The following is a 14,140-nucleotide window of genomic DNA, read 5'->3' on the forward strand; positions in this document are numbered from 1 at the left end:
GTGAAGTGAAATTCTGGGGGCGCGCCGGGGTCGCCAAGGCCCTGACCAGAATGCGCTCCATCTATGACGAAGCGCGCAAGGCCCGCGGCTTCAACATGGGCTGGGAAGAGTTCAAAATCGCCGTCGGCAAGGCCATGCGTGAGGGAGATAAAAGCGACAACAAGGCGGTGCACAAAGCCGGCGTTGCCTGGCGCAAGGCGGTGTTTTATCCGCTGAAGCAGCTGGCAATCAAGGCAGGGCTGCTGCCGGTTGGCGTGAGCGACCAGGGCGCTATTTTGTTTCTGGCCCGCTTCGGCAACGCCCCGCGGCTGAAAGCCGGCGAAGTCCGCTTCAAGACCATTGTGAGGCAGTGGGTTGACCAACAGCTTGCGCGCCTCGAGCGCGAGGCTGACAAGATGGGCAAGCCCGCCCGCATCAAGGGCGTGAAACCCGACGCGCTCGACCAGTTGGCGCCGGAGGCCGAGCCGAATAGCCACCGGTTTCGGTCGCCGGGGGAGCGGGCGGACTATGTGAACGGCGTTGTCGACGACATCTTTTCCCAGGTCACCAGTCGGGCAAACCAGGACATGCCGTTCTATGACATCGTGATGTCGAGACACGGGCTGCTGGCGGGACGCCCCTTCGACATCGATTTGGATCGCATCGAGGAGTTTCTTGAACACGATGTCGAATTGATCGGCCGGCGCTTTGCCCGCGTCGTTGCGGCCGACGTCCAACTGGCACGCCTGGACAGGCGCCTTGGCGGGCCGGGCAAGCCGACGCTTCAGAGCCAGCTGAGCCGGCTGGAAGACGATTACCGGCAACTGCGTGAACAGGTGCAGGCATCCGACATGGACGAAGCAGCCAAGGCCAAGGCACTCCAGGACCTGACCCGCCGGGAAAGCAGCGACATCGCGGACGTCACCGCCATGCGCGATCTTCTGCGCGGGCAGTCCGGGCTCGACAGCCGGCACACCGACTTCGCCCGCGTCTTGCGGACGGCGGGGCTGTTCGAGGTCATGGGTCGGCTCGCCGGCATGCTGGTTTCGTCGCTGGGAGATGCCGTGCGGCCGGCGATGGTCCACGGGCTGGGCCGGTATATGAACGAAGGTATCGCACCGCTGGTCACCAATCTCGGCGCGATCAAGTTCGCGGCCGCCGATGCCAGGCGCCTTTACACGGTGGTGAAACACCTGTTGCGCTCGCGTATCGCCGCCATGGCCGGGCTGACCGATCCTCATGCGATGATTCCGCCCTTCGAGCAACTGATCGACAACATGGGCACCACCTTCTCCAGAATGACGCTGCTGCCGTTCCTGACCGACGTGAACACGCACGTTTCTTCAGCGCTGGTCCAGAACCGCATCCTGAAGAATGTGCTGGCGGCGAGCGATGGCGCTTCCCTGCCGGCCCGAGAGCTGGTCATTGGCGATTTCTTTGAGCAGCCGACTGTATCGCTTGATGAGCTCTATGCGGTGGTCGGCAAACGGCAGGCCGAACTCGTCGCCGCGGGAAGCGAAGTCGCCGAGGCAACCGGCTCGACCTTCGTAAATTCTGGATTCAAGGACAAGGAGAAAGCGGCAGTCAAGATTGCGCGCAAGGGATATGACGACGCGTCCCACCTGACGGATGTGGTCCGGGCCGGTTTCGTGGTCGAGACACCTGCCCGGGCCGACGAAGTGGTTGCGAAGCTGGCGGAGCGATACGACGTTCTGGACGAAGGCTGGAAGAAAAAGACCAACGGCTACTTCGACCGCAAGGTCATCCTGCGCTTTGACGATGGAACGGTGGGTGAGGTCCAGCTATGGGAATCGAACCTGCGTGACGCGAAGTTCGGACGCGGGGAAGAGCTGTACAATCTCGCGCGAGATCTTGATCCCACGTCCGAGGAATTCCTCAAGCTGGAGAAGGAGGCCGAGAAGCTCTATTCGGCGGCGCGGGCTGCTGCAGGCGAGACCTGGTCGAGCGAGAACATCGGCGGGTTCAGTTCGCCGAAGCTCTTGAAGCGTTCGCGCCAGGCCTCTTCGGAGAGCACGTCGGCGGTTTCCCAGACATCCATGAAGTCCACCGGAACCCAAGGGGAGTTGGGCTTGAGCATGGCGAATGCTCCGGCTTCACCGATGACTGCTGGGCGGTTATCCCAATTCACTAAATTGGTGGGGCGCATATCGGATTCCTTGTTTGGAAAAAGTGTAACACAGCCGGGAATCCGGGGCTATGCGGGCCTTTCTGCGGCCGACCGCAAATACATGGAATTCGTCGGTATCGACGAGGATATGGCCTTAAGAATTGCGGCCCAGTACTCACTGTTCGGACAGATCGAAGAGACTGTCCACATTCCGCTGATCGGGCGCTGGACCGATGACGAAGCGCGCCGCGCCTTCACTGCCGCCGTCAACAAGGACGTCGACACCACGGTGGTCACCGAGAGCTTGGCGGATGTGCCGCTGTTTGCTCACACGCCGGAGGGCAGGGCCTTGCAACAATTCACGAGCTTCGCGCTGGCCGCCAATCAGCGTGCATCGATGCACGGCCTGCAAGACGGTCCGGGCTCGTTCGTCTCGGGCACGCTGGGCATGTCTGCTCTGGGCATGCTGGTCTACTGGCTCGAGGCCATGGAATCGGGCAGCGAGCTTGCGGAGGATTCCGAAACATGGATTGCCGCAGGGCTGGACCGCTCCGGCATCATGTCGGTCGGCATGGAGATCAACAACGCCTGGGAAAAGCTGGGCGGCCCCGGCTTCCATGCATTGGCCTCGGCAGGCGGGCAATTGCCCGATCCGACAGCCGAGGCGCGCCGGCCCGCCGCGCGCGTCGCCGATCGGGACGCCTACGGCTCTCGGCTCGGCCCGTCATTCCGGCTTGGGACAGATGCGGCGCGGTTGCTCGGCATTCCCGCTCACGCCTCATCAGGTGATCTCGCTATGTTGTCTGGTGATGTTGACCGCCGCTCCAGGATGGCGCCGTTCCTGACGCTGCCCTATTGGCGCTGGATCATAGAGGGTGGCTTCGGGTTGCCGGACGATTTCAGAGGTGTCGAACCTGAGCTCACCTCCCTGGCCGCATAGGGCGGCGCTTTTCAGGGGACGGCAACTGGCTGCAACTCATCTCGACATATGTCGGGGCTGGACTGTGGAAGGACACTGTCGAGGGAAAAAGAGGGTGCCGCTGTGCCCGATTCCCGCCCGCCAGCTCTCTACCGGACGGGGACACGTCCGGCGGCCTTACAACAGGCGATGCTCACGAATTGGAGGGCCGCTATGGCGTTTCGGGTTTGGGGTACCATATCTGAATTCCGGGGCTGCGCCGGTCTGGATCAGGCGGCCCGACGATCGGATCCAGCGGTCCGGGTGGCGACAGCTGGTCGATCATCGGCGGGTCCAGTTCGCCGAAGCTCTTGAAGCGTGCGCGCCAGATCTCTTCGGGGAGCACGTCAGCGTTCCACCAGACATCGACGAAGTCCACTTCTACCCAAAAGGAGTTGGGGCTGAGCATGGCGAATGCTCCGCGTTCACCGATGATCGCAGGACGGCGGTCCCAATCTACCAAAAGGGTGCGGCGCTTGTAGGGTTCCGTGTCCGGTGATGCAGCACTTGCGGATTCCCCGGCTGCGCCGGCCGGGAGCGCAGGCGATGGCGGCGCCGAGGCAGAAGGCTCCGCAGCCGGCCGGCCGGTCGGTTCCTGCGCTCGGGGCAAAACCTGGTCGAACATCGGCGGGTCGAGTTCGCCGAAGCGCTTGAAGCGTTTGCGCCAGATCTCTTCGGGGAGTATGTCACCGGACCACTGGACATCTACGAAGTCCACCGGCACCCAGAGGGAGTTTGGCTTGAGCATGGCGAATGCTCCAGCTTCACCGAAGATCGCCGGACAGCCGTCCCAATCCACCAATCGGGCGCCGCGCCTATAGGGTTTCGTGTCTGGAGGAGGTGCACTTCCGGCTTCCGGGATTGCGCCGGCCTGCAACGCAGGCGATGGCTGCTGCGGCGCCGAACCTCGTTCTTTGGCCATCCACCCGAAGAGCAGGGAAAACAGGCCCCTGAGGAAACCCAGATTTTCCTGCGTTGGACAGGCCATCCAGACGCCAACGGAATACCCGACCATCGCGACCGGATCGGCATTGGTCACACACGGCTTGTTGTAATTTTCGATGATGGTGGCGAGCTCATCCCGATTGCGGAGGCCGATCACTTCGAGCACCGCGTGCGTGCTGGCATACTCGAAATTCGTGCCGATCTTGGACGAGAAATGTCTCGCGGCCACCATGGCGAACAGACCCGCGAGCAAGCGCACGTCGCTGTCGACGACCGAGCGGGGTGTAATGATGTGGCTTACGAGAAGCGCTGCCGAGCGCGGCGCAAGCTGGGTATCGGACCCGGCGGCTATCATCTCGCCGCCGATCGTGGAGATGGCCGAGCGCAGCATGGCGAGGTTTTGGCCTCTGGCGCGCGCCTCCGCGAGGAGTGCTTGCTCCCTGCGGGCTTTTCTGCTGCGAAGCAGATCGAACAGTCCCATGAGAAGCCCAGTCGAAGGTCGGTTTGACCCTGGGTTGAGGCGGCGCAACACCAGGGTATGAAAACGGTAGAAGATCGCCAGCAGGAAAAGGTTGGCGATCAGGCCCAACGCTATGCCGGGAGCCTCGGTCGGCCTGACCAAGGGCATCAGGACTGCAAACACGATCGCCCCGAGAGTGATCGTCAATCCGACCGCAATCCTGCTCTTGAGTTCGAGAGCGGTCGCCAACAGAAATGCCATGAAGGCAATCCGTGCAGGGTCAATCAACAGATCGATAAACAGGCCCATCGTCCAAGCTTCGCTTATTTTCGCGTATAACGTGTATTCAACCTGAAATTGCCGCCCCTTTCAAGGCCGGCTCTCGGCCACGAAATCGCGCTCGCCCCATGCCGCACGGACAGAACCGAGCGGCACGATGTCGCCGATGCCGGATGTCCATCGCGCCCAGGCCGGCCATTCCGACCATCGGTCAAACAAACGAACAAGCATTGGTGCCCCTAGGGTCGCTGCGGTCCGAGCTCGCTCGCGCCAGCGGTTTCATGCCGGTTCTGCCCGCGACGAACAAGATTAGCGCAGATCGTCTCGACCTGCGCTGCTTCTGCGCCGGTGCCCTGACTTCTGATGGCAACAATCGTTCCAGACGTCGATCGATCTGACGGCGCGTGGTTCGCGCCAGGCGCAAAAAGCATCGGCCTGTCTCTCCGCATCACCCACTCTGAACCGCTCGCCGCGGCGAGCCGCATTGCCTTGAGGACAAGATATGGCGACGGAATTCGACAATTCGCTGCATTGGGGCCTGTTCCTCACCGGAACCACGCTGACCAGCGAGACCGGGAAATATGTCAGGGTGTCCGAGCTGGTTCTGTCGGCGCTTCGCGCGGCCGGCGTGTTCAGCAACATGGTCGACGGCATCGTCGCACCGGCAACCGACAAGCTCTGGCTCGACAAGAATGTCGATCCGGCCGTGCTCAAGGAGTGGGACGCGACCGGGGCGTCATGGGTGCCGATCAGCTATGGCAGGCTGTTCGGCCGCGCCGCCGTGGACAAGCTTACGGTGACGGGCGGCACCGGCAATGCCGTCGTGGTCAGCCAGCCGGTGGGGTTTCAGGCCGACAGGCTCTATCTGATGACGCCGACGGCCAACAACAGTGCCGCTGCCACCAATGCTTCCTGCGGCTATCACAGCGCCGTTTCCAATCGTGACGCCAGACATAATAATAGCGCGTGCACCGATCCATACATCATGGCCAATGGTAGTCGGCCCTTTCCCCCAATATTCAGTCAGCATGCGGTCAGACTTGGCGTAGTGACGATCAAGGGGAAAGCTCGATACCCATTCGGTTCGGTGGTTCGACCGGCACATGAAGATGACGCCCTCGGCCACTGAGCAATAAGACCCGACGGACAGCAGATAATCGCTCCCCGGATAGCCAATAACTTCCCCGTTGTGCTTCTCGTACCCGAATACATTGGCTTCCCTCACACCGTAGGTGCATCGGCCAATCTTGATGCCTGGCCAAGGCCAGAGCGGCTTTCGCAGCCCGAGCTTAATCCGCAGTCCCTTGAACAGTCCCATCCCGCCATGCTCTTTTGTAAGCGTCGCGACGTATTTTCGCTGTTTGCTCTTCGCATCGATTTCCCGCGCCTTCAACCTGCTGGTCTTGGCAATCGCGCCGATCTGGGCCGCATGGGCACCACGCCGCTACCATATGCTACCAGGCAATCGGTTTGCCAACACGCCAATCTCGGCCACATGATCAAGGTCACGTTCAACCTGTATCGCCGGGCACTTATGAGTAATTTTGATTGACCGTAGAAAGTTCTACGCGGCCTTGCGCGCGCCCGTCTCGCGTGTTTGAGGGACGCTAGCTGCCACCAATGTTCGCAATTGGGATGACTGTATAGCGAGGGCGAGTCGCTTTTAAAATCAGGCGCTTTGCTTCTCGTCGAACCTTCTGCATTAAGGATTGGCGAGGCTTCAATCGTTTCAGACCTCTAGCGTCTTGGCGCCCTTGCTCCAAGGTGCTTGCAATCATGTTACTGCCAGGGAGAAACATGTCTTGTATGCAGATGGCGGGCGCCAACTGCCAGCAGGCGCCTTTGTGTAAATCAAATATGAAGTCGTCAACCGGTCGGTCGACCTTATCAGCGGAAGCGGCCAACAAAGCGGCGTGCCTTCGAGAAAGGATGTAGCCAGCCGATCCGTTGTGGAAGCTTTGCAACTTGACCAAGGCGTGGCCTGCGAACTCGAATTGCCGTCCGCCGACGCGAACGGGATTGAGCGTAGTCTCGAGTTTGATTAGATCCACTCCCAGCGGAATCCACGATGTGTCGGCCAGAAATACGGTGGCATCTGGGGAGAGATGCACGTCGTCTTCAAAGATGGCAGCATAAGGTTCGGCACCTACGGCAATCTGCTTCCATAGCTCGACGTGACTCAAGAAGCAGGCGATCTCGCCTCGCGACCAGCCGGCACTCCCGGACGCGTGACTGACTGTTTCATCAGATAGCTGATCTTTGTTGATGGCGGGATAGCGATCAAAGCTAAGCCCGACCTTTCGGAACGCATCCGTCATCCATGCTAGACGCGTAGTGTCTCGATCAAGATTGATGACGTAGCACCGCATCATCCCCAGTCCAGGGAAACATGAGATAGGCGCTCTGCTGCGATCCGGTTTCGAATTCGGTCCAGGCGCTGTGTCAGTTGCGGGAAAAGGCGGTCATGTGTTTCGACCAGCATCGCGCCAATGCTGCGATAGATACCCGACTCGAACAGCGCTTCCAAACACTCGACCTCAGCACCTTCGATGTCCATCTTGACGACCGAAACGGGCTCGCGAAGATCCCGGAGGAACTGCACGAGGTCAACAACCTCTACCTCGATCTTGCTGCCACTGAGATGCTCATGGGTCTCGAGCAGGGACGACGACTGCGTCTTGCCAACATTGGCGATATCGGGCCGCTGATAAAAAACGGCAGTCCGCGCCGAAGCACCTACCGCCTTCGGGATGATTGTGACCCGGTCGTTACGGCCAAATCGCTCGACGAGAACCTGCCTGGCGACCGGATCAGGCTCGAATGCGATGACCCGCATCCCGTACGCAAGTGCACGGTTGGTCACATCCCCGACATTGGCGCCGAGATCGACGAACAGTCCGCCACGCGGCAAAGACTTCATGACCTTGTAGAAGGTGAGTTCCGCCTTGCGCGTTGGGTTCGGTGGCCGCTTCCATCGCCGATACAGATGCCAACGTAAAATGAATTCCGGATAGCTTTCGCTGAGCATCCCGTAACAACCCCAAGTTAAGCCCGTCAGGTTGTTATCTCTAATACTCTAGGTTGGCAATTGGGGCCGACGCCTGATTCCTGCGGTGCAAATCAAGGACCTTCACATGGACCAAACCTCGAGCGGGCGCTTGCGCTCGTTTTCAAACATGAGGGAGGCTAGTCGGATTTTCGGCCGCGCCCCTACCGTGAGGGCCGGCGAAATACGGTTGCGAGCTGTCGGTACGAGCGCGTTCGGAAAGAATGGCTCTTAGCGTTGACCGGGCGCTACTGGCCGGAAAACTGCTTTTTCAAGAGGTCAAACGGTGTCCGCCACAATCTCAACGCGGCAGCGGCGTTGACTTGCTCGGCAATGGCCAAATGGCTCTTGGTGACTACAAAATCCTCTATGCGCCTTCGAGCAAACCTCTTTTTCCCACTCGTGCTGTAGTTCCGGATCGGCAACCCGTGCGGGCTGACAGTTCGCCCCTCCTGCGCCAGCGCCACGCCTATGCAGAATTGTTCCGGAGTGTGAGAGCGGAGTACGCGGCTAACCTGCTCAATCGCTGAGTAGGCAGTCTCTAGCGCGGCCAGGTTCGATGTGTGGACACCAAGAAGGCCGCTGTTCCACATAGGCTCTGCTCCGGTCAGGACCTGATCCCCCACAGCAATCCCCCTACCTGCCAGAGTTGGGTAATCCATGCGCGGGCGACCTTCGCACATCCTCATGACCGAGTGTGTCGGCGAGATCCGATCAAACACGCGGGAGACGTTTGCAACGGGGTACATGTCGGTGTCCATGAAGAACAGCCGGTCACAGCCTTTCAGAAGCTCCATTATGCCAGCGGCCTTGATGCCGAAATGGTATCGATTGCCGAACGACATTTCGGTCTTTTGAGCTTCTGAAAGCTCAATCGTCTCCACTGGGTAACCATCAAAGGCAGAGCGCTTGTCGGTCAAGATTCTGATCTTTGCGGCAGGATCGTAGTGAAGGAGCCGAAGGGCGCTGAATAGTGCCCCTCTGTGGTAAAGCTCATCCTCCCCGTAAGCGATGAACCCGTAACTGTCATGCATGCTTTGGCGCGGCCCCGGTTGCTGGCTCTGTAGATAGATGCCACGAACTCTCCCCACAACTCCTGAGCGGATGACGCCCACGATCCGAGGAACCACCATGGACCGCAACGTCGCGCGGGCGCTTGCGCTCGTCCTGGAACATGAGGGGGCCCGGTTGGATCATCCGGCCGCTCCTGGCAGCGCCACCATGAAGGGGTGACGCTGTCGACGTTCCGCTGCTCCGTGAAGCCGGAGGCGATCACCCATATCTGGTGGCGTTAGAGATCGAGCTCGATCTATCCGCACAAGCGGTCGGCGCGCTCCTGCGTTGCGGCCGGCAAGATCACCTCGGCGCCATGCATGCGCATTGCCTGCCACGTGCTCCGGCATCTGGCCTGGCGTGCGCATTCAACTGTGGCCGGAGCAGTCAGGCCGACTTGTGCCTGCCGCGAAATACCGACCAGGCAATCAGGCCGGCCCCGATCAGGCTTGCACCCCAGGCGATCAGCGCCGGCATCATCGGACTGCCGAAACATCCATAGAGGCCGATGTAATCCATCTGGTAGCAATGTCTGGCCGGGCTTTCGTTGTCAAAGCTGTAGGTTCGCGTGAACATTCCGTTGAAGAACAGGAACACGCCGGCGATGAGGATCACCCACTTCATTCAGCCCTCCCTCCCGTTGATGCTGGCAGATTGAACGACTTCATCATCAAAGGAAATCACCAGTGGCCGCAATCTACACCGGCGCTCGTCCTGAAACGTGAGGGGGGCTGATCGCACCGTGATCCGGATGCCATGGCCGCTAGCTAGTAGCCGGCCAGCCAGAAGATGCCGCTAGCCGCACCGAACGCCACGGCGATGTAGAACAGGTCAGTCCATTGCGGTCCTGGAACGTCGCTCAGATGGTCGACAGGTGCCATGTGCTCGACGCGTGAGCCCCCTGAGCCACGGAGATATAGAGCGCGTCTTTCAAGGTCATTGTCGCTGCGGGACGACTTCAGATCGGCCGTCATATTCGCCTCCCAAGAAGATTGCTTAACTCCTTGGACGGCTGACCGTTCCATGCCAGTGCGGGGCAGTCTGGCGCCGGGCCACCCCCGGTGGAGGAAGAGGGATGGCCCCGCTCACTGCTGCGGGGCCCATCAGGACTACGCGGCGTCCGAGACGTCCGACATTTGGTCGAAAATGCCATCCGGAAGGCCGAGGGCTCGCGCAATGCGGTCCCGGTATCCCTTTTCGAAGCGATGTCCGGCCTCGATGCTTTCGACTTCATCAACCGTAAGCCCGCTTGTTACAGCGACGGCGCCGATCGAATAGCCCAAATATTGGCGGTAAGCCTGGATGGCGGGCGTTCCATTTGCAATTGCTGACAGAACTTGCGCCGGCAGCGCGAAGGGCGTTGCAATAGACATTTAGCCTCCAAATTTTGAGTACAGCGCTGGCGGTTGTTTGAAATGCGTCAGCGCTGATTGAGATGGCATGCCGGAAAAGCCGGCAACCGAAAGCGTCACTCCCGAAACGGTGAGAGGCGCAATCGCAATATGGTGCCTGACCCCGAAGTGATCAAGCCATTCCGCCGATGTCAGATCGTCGGACGAACGCGACGTCGCGTCACCGCGCCTGCTGGCTGCTCAAACCAACCCCAACCGAAGGAATTTTTCATGGACCGCAATTTCGCGCGGGCGCTAACGCTCGTCCTGAAGCATGAAGGCGGCTGGTCGGATCATCCGGCCGATCCTGGCGGCGCCACCATGAAGGGGGTGACGCTGGCGAATTTCCGCCGCTACGTGAAGGCGGATGCAACCAAGGACGATCTGCGCGGGATCACCGACGCGCAGCTGGCCACCGTCTACCGGCGTTTCTACTGGGACGCCGTGCATGGCGCCGAGCTGCCCGACGGCGTCGATCATGCCGTCTTCGACTTCGCCGTGAACAGCGGGCCGGGCAGGGCGGCCAGATATCTGCAAGGCGTCGTCGGTGCCGTCCAGGACGGCCGGATCGGCCCGGCGACGCTGAACGCTGTCAGCGCCATGATGCGCGCCACCATCATCAACGACCTGTGCGACAGGCGCATGGCCTTCCTGCGCGGCCTCGCCACCTGGCCGACATTCGGCAAGGGCTGGACGGCCCGTGTCTCCGCCGTTCGGTCGGCGGCGCTGAAGCTGGCCGCGCCCCACGCGCCTGAACACGCGTCGCCGTCACCCGCGCCGGTGGGGCACCCAGTGGACGACAAGCAACCGACAGCCCCCACCAGACCCGCGCCTCATCCCGCCGGGCGCGGGAGCGGCCTGGCTTCATTCCTGCAACTCATCACCAGGGCGATCGCCGCCTGGTTCATCAGAGGACACCGACCATGGCACCGATAATCCGCATCCTGCTGCGTTATGTCTCGCTTCCCCTGCTGGCGCTCGGCCTGATCCTGCCCGAGGAACAGCAGGCGCTCATCGCCGATCCGCAGCTTGTCGAATGGCTGGGCACCGGTCTTGGCCTCGTCGCCTCGATGGTCGCCGAGGGCTGGTACTGGGGCGCGCGCCGCTTCGGGTGGACGAAATGACCGATCGCGCCGTCCCATCAGGCGAGGCGCTGACTGTCATGGGCTCTGTCCTGGGGCTGGCCGTTGCCGTCGTCATCCTGCTCGCAATGCATGCCACGCGGCAGCGCTGGGGAAGGGGCGGCTCATGACCGGCTTCCTGCTCTCCAACCCGACGCTTCTGGCGGTCATGGGCGGCCTTTTGGCCGCACTGGTCGCTTTCCTCAAAGGCAACAGCCGCGGCGCCCGCCGTGAGCGCGACCGGCAGGCCAGGGCCGAGCAGAAGGCGAGGGACATCGCCTGCGAGGTGCAGTCGGACATTGGCGTCATGTCTCCCGGCCAGCTGCGCGCCGAGCTCGCCAGAAGGACACGACAATGAGGGCGCGGCCAGAACCACACGACCATGAGGAAATGGCAATGAGGACACGACAATGAAGCGCCGGCTGCTCGACCTGATCACCCGCATCCTGCTTCTGATCGTCGTGCTGACGGGCGCTGCCGCCTGCACCGCCGCGCGCGGCAGCATCTGCCTGGGTCCAGACCTCCGCTATCGGCAACAGGTCTATGACGCCATGAACGAAGCCGAGGCAGCGCGCCACCTGGCCGCCCTCAAGCTGCGCGAACAGCTCTGCCCGAGGTCGAGATGATCATCCAGGCCACGCTTCTCACCATCAACGACGTGCTGCTGATCGGCTTCGGTCTGTCGATCGGCTGGCTGGCGGTGGCCGGCTGGCGGCGGGGGGCACCGACATGAACGAACGGAACACGGAAATCGACGGCGACCTGCGGTCCCGGCTGGTGGCGCTCGAGCATCAGGGCGCCAGCCGCGACCAGCGCCTGGCGGCACTCGAAGCCCGGCAGCGCCAGAGCGATATCGCCGAGGCACGCAAGGACGAACAGTTCAAGCACATGGACATGCGGTTTTCGACGCTCGACGCCAAGATCGACGGTGTCAGCGGCACGCTCAACTGGATCGCCAAGCTGGTCATCAGCGGCATCATCCTCGCCATCGTCGCCTTCATGATGGGCGGTGGCTTCAAGCTGCCCTGATCATGGACCGAAAGCCGACGTTCCTTGAGCCCCGCTGCCTGGAGGCGGCGAGTTTTTTCTGTGCAAGCTGGCGCGGGTGCTCATGGCCCGCAGGCCGGGGCATTGGTGAATTCAACGGCGACACCGAAGCCTGGAGCCGCAGCGTCGCATCTGCCGTTGACGATCGTATTGCCTGTCGAGCCGGTGAAGATGTTTGCCTCATAGATGTGCACGGCGCGCGTGTTGACGACGTCAGATGCGCGAGCGTCGATGGAGTTGCCACGGACAGTCCCGCTCGACATGAACATTTGAACACCAGTAACGTTGCCATCGGTGTAGTGCTCAACGGCGACGATGTTGTCGGCTATGGTCACATTGTTAGACCATCGAGCGCTGATACCAAAAGCAGTGTGGCCCGCCGATGTCGTGCTCACCGCGTTGTTGGTAATTGTTGCATGATTTACGTTTCTGGCGACTATTGCGATAGGATTGCCAAAGCTTCCCGGATTTTGGCGGTGAACAACCATTCCGGAAAATGTGCTGTAGTCCGCCATCTCCACCGCAGCCTGATTGCCTGAAATTGCCGAGTTGATGGTAGCTGCCTGGGTGTACAACGTGGCGCTTCGGCCCGAAGCGCTGCTGACGATCGTGGCGCCGGCGCCCATCAACGTCTGGCCGGTCTGAAGTCGAACCGGGGCATTGGTGTCGAATGTGCCGGACAAAATGACATGGCTGTTGGCGCCTGCGCCGGCCACTGCGCCGGCAAGATCTGCGCCAGTCGTCGTGCTGCTGCTGATCACCGAAAGCGAGCGACCGTCCGCCGTTTGCGTAGCCAGCTCTGCTGGTCCACCTGTCACCTGGGTGACGACATCGAGGTCCCGAACCACTCGTTCGGTCATCCGCGATTCCTGGGCGGTCAGGTGACCGCTTCTGCCGGCTGGACCAAGGGGGATGCGAAGGCGGGCAATGGCCGACGCTTCGGTGCCTCTGACATTGTCGTGATGCAGCTCGGCGCCGACCGTCAATCTGGTACCTTCGGCCATACCGATGAGATCCGACAGGCCGTCGAAGCTGGCCTCGAGGCGGCCGCGCGGGCCTGCTATAGCCTCGTCGACCTTGTCGCTGTCGAAATAGAAGCCACCGGCATAGGCGCGGATTTGGGTGGCGTCGCTCGGGTCAAGAATGGGCAGACGCCAGCCTATCTCGCCATCGAAGCCGGCGAGGGCATGCTCTTCCGTGCCCTGAATCCAGATGTTGGTACCGAAAATCGATGCGGTGGCGGCTTGGCCTGTGTCGCGGGTGCGCTGCCCGATCGGCAGGTAACCATTGAGGCGCAGCTCGAAGTCGGCATTGAGTGCCTCGATGCCGAGGGTCAGCTGTCGAAACGTGTTGTCGTGAACCGACCGGCGAACGTCGAAGTAGCCGTACCCACCAATGTTCCAGCCCTTGTCGAGCATGTGGCGAAGACCGACGCCAAAATTACCTTCGCGATTGGAGTTGTCGTCGAAACGCGCTCGGACGTCGGCGAACAAAAGCGAGGTGTCATTCTGCCACAGCGGCGCGAACAATGCGGCATCGCCCAGCGTACGGGCCGAGCTCACTCGACCTTCAATCTCCAGATGCGCGCCCCATTTCGTTGCGAAGTCCGAGGCGAGGGCAAAGGGCATTGCAAAAAGCCAGGCACCTGTCGCCAGTACCAGCCAGATGCCCCCATTCGTTCGATGCAAGTCCCCCACTGGTAGCTCCCGGCAGACGTTTCCCAAGTCGGCCGT

18 protein-coding genes are annotated in these 14,140 nt (G+C 61.3%); 8 read left to right on the forward strand and 10 right to left on the reverse strand.

What is annotated here, in order from left to right; all coding sequences use genetic code 11:
• Positions 1-5: 5 nt before the first annotated feature.
• Positions 6-3,047 carry a nucleotidyltransferase family protein gene (locus Amn_RS10995; protein ID WP_286297049.1) on the forward strand — a complete coding sequence of 1,014 codons (3,042 nt, stop codon included), beginning with the start codon at positions 6-8 and terminating at the stop codon, positions 3,045-3,047.
• Positions 3,048-3,237: 190 nt separating this feature from the next.
• On the opposite strand, the gene Amn_RS11000 is transcribed toward Amn_RS10995, so the two are convergent.
• From Amn_RS11000 to Amn_RS32610, 3 genes are all read right to left on the reverse strand, one after another.
• Complete coding sequence (locus Amn_RS11000) at positions 3,238-4,779, reverse strand: hypothetical protein (RefSeq protein ID WP_286297050.1); 1,542 nt, start codon at positions 4,777-4,779, stop codon at positions 3,238-3,240.
• A 60-nt stretch (positions 4,780-4,839) separates the two neighbouring features.
• A complete protein-coding gene (locus tag Amn_RS11005) occupies positions 4,840-4,980 on the reverse strand; it encodes a hypothetical protein (protein WP_154385499.1) in 141 nt (46 codons plus the stop codon).
• Between the two features lie 505 nt (positions 4,981-5,485).
• Complete coding sequence (locus tag Amn_RS32610; RefSeq protein ID WP_353622434.1) at positions 5,486-5,854, reverse strand: DapH/DapD/GlmU-related protein; 369 nt, start codon at positions 5,852-5,854, stop codon at positions 5,486-5,488.
• An 84-nt stretch (positions 5,855-5,938) separates the two neighbouring features.
• On the opposite strand from Amn_RS32610, the gene Amn_RS11015 reads away from it, so the two are divergent.
• On the forward strand, positions 5,939-6,301 hold the full coding sequence (locus tag Amn_RS11015) for a hypothetical protein (RefSeq protein WP_286297056.1): 363 nt from the start codon (positions 5,939-5,941) through the stop codon (positions 6,299-6,301).
• A gap of 55 nt (positions 6,302-6,356) precedes the next feature.
• On the opposite strand, the gene Amn_RS11020 is transcribed toward Amn_RS11015, so the two are convergent.
• The 6 genes from Amn_RS11020 to Amn_RS11045 form a co-directional block, all read right to left on the reverse strand.
• A complete protein-coding gene (locus Amn_RS11020; RefSeq protein ID WP_286297058.1) occupies positions 6,357-7,067 on the reverse strand; it encodes a glycosyltransferase family 25 protein in 711 nt (236 codons plus the stop codon).
• 50 nt (positions 7,068-7,117) lie between these two features.
• Entirely contained in the window at positions 7,118-7,777 is a 660-nt protein-coding gene (locus tag Amn_RS11025) for an FkbM family methyltransferase (RefSeq protein WP_286297061.1), read from the reverse strand.
• 266 nt (positions 7,778-8,043) lie between these two features.
• On the reverse strand, positions 8,044-8,715 hold the full coding sequence (locus tag Amn_RS11030; RefSeq protein ID WP_286297063.1) for a hypothetical protein: 672 nt from the start codon (positions 8,713-8,715) through the stop codon (positions 8,044-8,046).
• 520 nt (positions 8,716-9,235) lie between these two features.
• Entirely contained in the window at positions 9,236-9,472 is a 237-nt protein-coding gene (locus Amn_RS11035) for a hypothetical protein (RefSeq protein WP_067963513.1), read from the reverse strand.
• 143 nt (positions 9,473-9,615) lie between these two features.
• On the reverse strand, positions 9,616-9,822 hold the full coding sequence (locus tag Amn_RS11040; RefSeq protein ID WP_182573654.1) for a hypothetical protein: 207 nt from the start codon (positions 9,820-9,822) through the stop codon (positions 9,616-9,618).
• 135 nt (positions 9,823-9,957) lie between these two features.
• Positions 9,958-10,221: a RodZ family helix-turn-helix domain-containing protein gene (locus Amn_RS11045; RefSeq protein ID WP_067963511.1), complete on the reverse strand. Its 264-nt coding sequence runs from the start codon at positions 10,219-10,221 to the stop codon at positions 9,958-9,960.
• Between the two features lie 249 nt (positions 10,222-10,470).
• On the opposite strand from Amn_RS11045, the gene Amn_RS11050 reads away from it, so the two are divergent.
• From Amn_RS11050 to Amn_RS11075, 6 genes are all read left to right on the forward strand, one after another.
• Positions 10,471-11,175 carry a glycoside hydrolase family 108 protein gene (locus Amn_RS11050; RefSeq protein WP_286297064.1) on the forward strand — a complete coding sequence of 235 codons (705 nt, stop codon included), beginning with the start codon at positions 10,471-10,473 and terminating at the stop codon, positions 11,173-11,175.
• The gene (locus tag Amn_RS11055; RefSeq protein WP_067963503.1) at positions 11,163-11,363 is read left to right on the forward strand and encodes a hypothetical protein; all 201 of its coding nucleotides are present in this window, start codon (positions 11,163-11,165) and stop codon (positions 11,361-11,363) included. The genes Amn_RS11050 and Amn_RS11055 overlap by 13 nt, the downstream gene beginning before the upstream one ends.
• The gene (locus tag Amn_RS11060) at positions 11,360-11,491 is read left to right on the forward strand and encodes a hypothetical protein (protein ID WP_256441234.1); all 132 of its coding nucleotides are present in this window, start codon (positions 11,360-11,362) and stop codon (positions 11,489-11,491) included. Before Amn_RS11055 ends, Amn_RS11060 begins: the two co-directional genes overlap by 4 nt.
• The gene (locus Amn_RS11065) at positions 11,488-11,718 is read left to right on the forward strand and encodes a hypothetical protein (RefSeq protein ID WP_182573656.1); all 231 of its coding nucleotides are present in this window, start codon (positions 11,488-11,490) and stop codon (positions 11,716-11,718) included. The genes Amn_RS11060 and Amn_RS11065 overlap by 4 nt, the downstream gene beginning before the upstream one ends.
• A gap of 52 nt (positions 11,719-11,770) precedes the next feature.
• Positions 11,771-11,986 (forward strand): hypothetical protein, encoded by a 216-nt coding sequence (locus Amn_RS11070; RefSeq protein WP_154385493.1) that lies wholly within the window; start codon positions 11,771-11,773, stop codon positions 11,984-11,986.
• Positions 11,987-12,089: 103 nt separating this feature from the next.
• Entirely contained in the window at positions 12,090-12,389 is a 300-nt protein-coding gene (locus Amn_RS11075; protein ID WP_154385492.1) for a hypothetical protein, read from the forward strand.
• Between the two features lie 80 nt (positions 12,390-12,469).
• On the opposite strand, the gene Amn_RS11080 is transcribed toward Amn_RS11075, so the two are convergent.
• A complete protein-coding gene (locus tag Amn_RS11080; protein ID WP_286297065.1) occupies positions 12,470-14,104 on the reverse strand; it encodes an inverse autotransporter beta domain-containing protein in 1,635 nt (544 codons plus the stop codon).
• Positions 14,105-14,140 lie beyond the last annotated feature (36 nt).

Source organism: Aminobacter sp. Y103A (genome assembly GCF_030294925.1).
Classification (GTDB): Bacteria; Pseudomonadota; Alphaproteobacteria; order Rhizobiales; family Rhizobiaceae; genus Aminobacter; species Aminobacter ciceronei.

What these genes read in the sequence shown, in the direction of transcription:
- Amn_RS11065 (WP_182573656.1), top strand. Translation starts at nt 11,488, where the DNA reads ATGACCGGCTTCCTGCTCTCCAACCCGACGCTTCTGGCGGTCATGGGC.
- Amn_RS11055 (WP_067963503.1), top strand. Translation starts at nt 11,163, where the DNA reads ATGGCACCGATAATCCGCATCCTGCTGCGTTATGTCTCGCTTCCCCTG.
- Amn_RS11045 (WP_067963511.1), bottom strand. Translation starts at nt 10,221, where the DNA reads ATGTCTATTGCAACGCCCTTCGCGCTGCCGGCGCAAGTTCTGTCAGCA.
- Amn_RS11035 (WP_067963513.1), bottom strand. Translation starts at nt 9,472, where the DNA reads ATGAAGTGGGTGATCCTCATCGCCGGCGTGTTCCTGTTCTTCAACGGA.
- Amn_RS11050 (WP_286297064.1), top strand. Translation starts at nt 10,471, where the DNA reads ATGGACCGCAATTTCGCGCGGGCGCTAACGCTCGTCCTGAAGCATGAA.
- Amn_RS11070 (WP_154385493.1), top strand. Translation starts at nt 11,771, where the DNA reads ATGAAGCGCCGGCTGCTCGACCTGATCACCCGCATCCTGCTTCTGATC.
- Amn_RS11075 (WP_154385492.1), top strand. Translation starts at nt 12,090, where the DNA reads ATGAACGAACGGAACACGGAAATCGACGGCGACCTGCGGTCCCGGCTG.
- Amn_RS11020 (WP_286297058.1), bottom strand. Translation starts at nt 7,067, where the DNA reads ATGACGGATGCGTTCCGAAAGGTCGGGCTTAGCTTTGATCGCTATCCC.
- Amn_RS11005 (WP_154385499.1), bottom strand. Translation starts at nt 4,980, where the DNA reads ATGCTTGTTCGTTTGTTTGACCGATGGTCGGAATGGCCGGCCTGGGCG.
- Amn_RS11060 (WP_256441234.1), top strand. Translation starts at nt 11,360, where the DNA reads ATGACCGATCGCGCCGTCCCATCAGGCGAGGCGCTGACTGTCATGGGC.
- Amn_RS11000 (WP_286297050.1), bottom strand. Translation starts at nt 4,779, where the DNA reads ATGGGCCTGTTTATCGATCTGTTGATTGACCCTGCACGGATTGCCTTC.
- Amn_RS32610 (WP_353622434.1), bottom strand. Translation starts at nt 5,854, where the DNA reads ATGTGCCGGTCGAACCACCGAACCGAATGGGTATCGAGCTTTCCCCTT.
- Amn_RS11040 (WP_182573654.1), bottom strand. Translation starts at nt 9,822, where the DNA reads ATGACGGCCGATCTGAAGTCGTCCCGCAGCGACAATGACCTTGAAAGA.
- Amn_RS11025 (WP_286297061.1), bottom strand. Translation starts at nt 7,777, where the DNA reads ATGCTCAGCGAAAGCTATCCGGAATTCATTTTACGTTGGCATCTGTAT.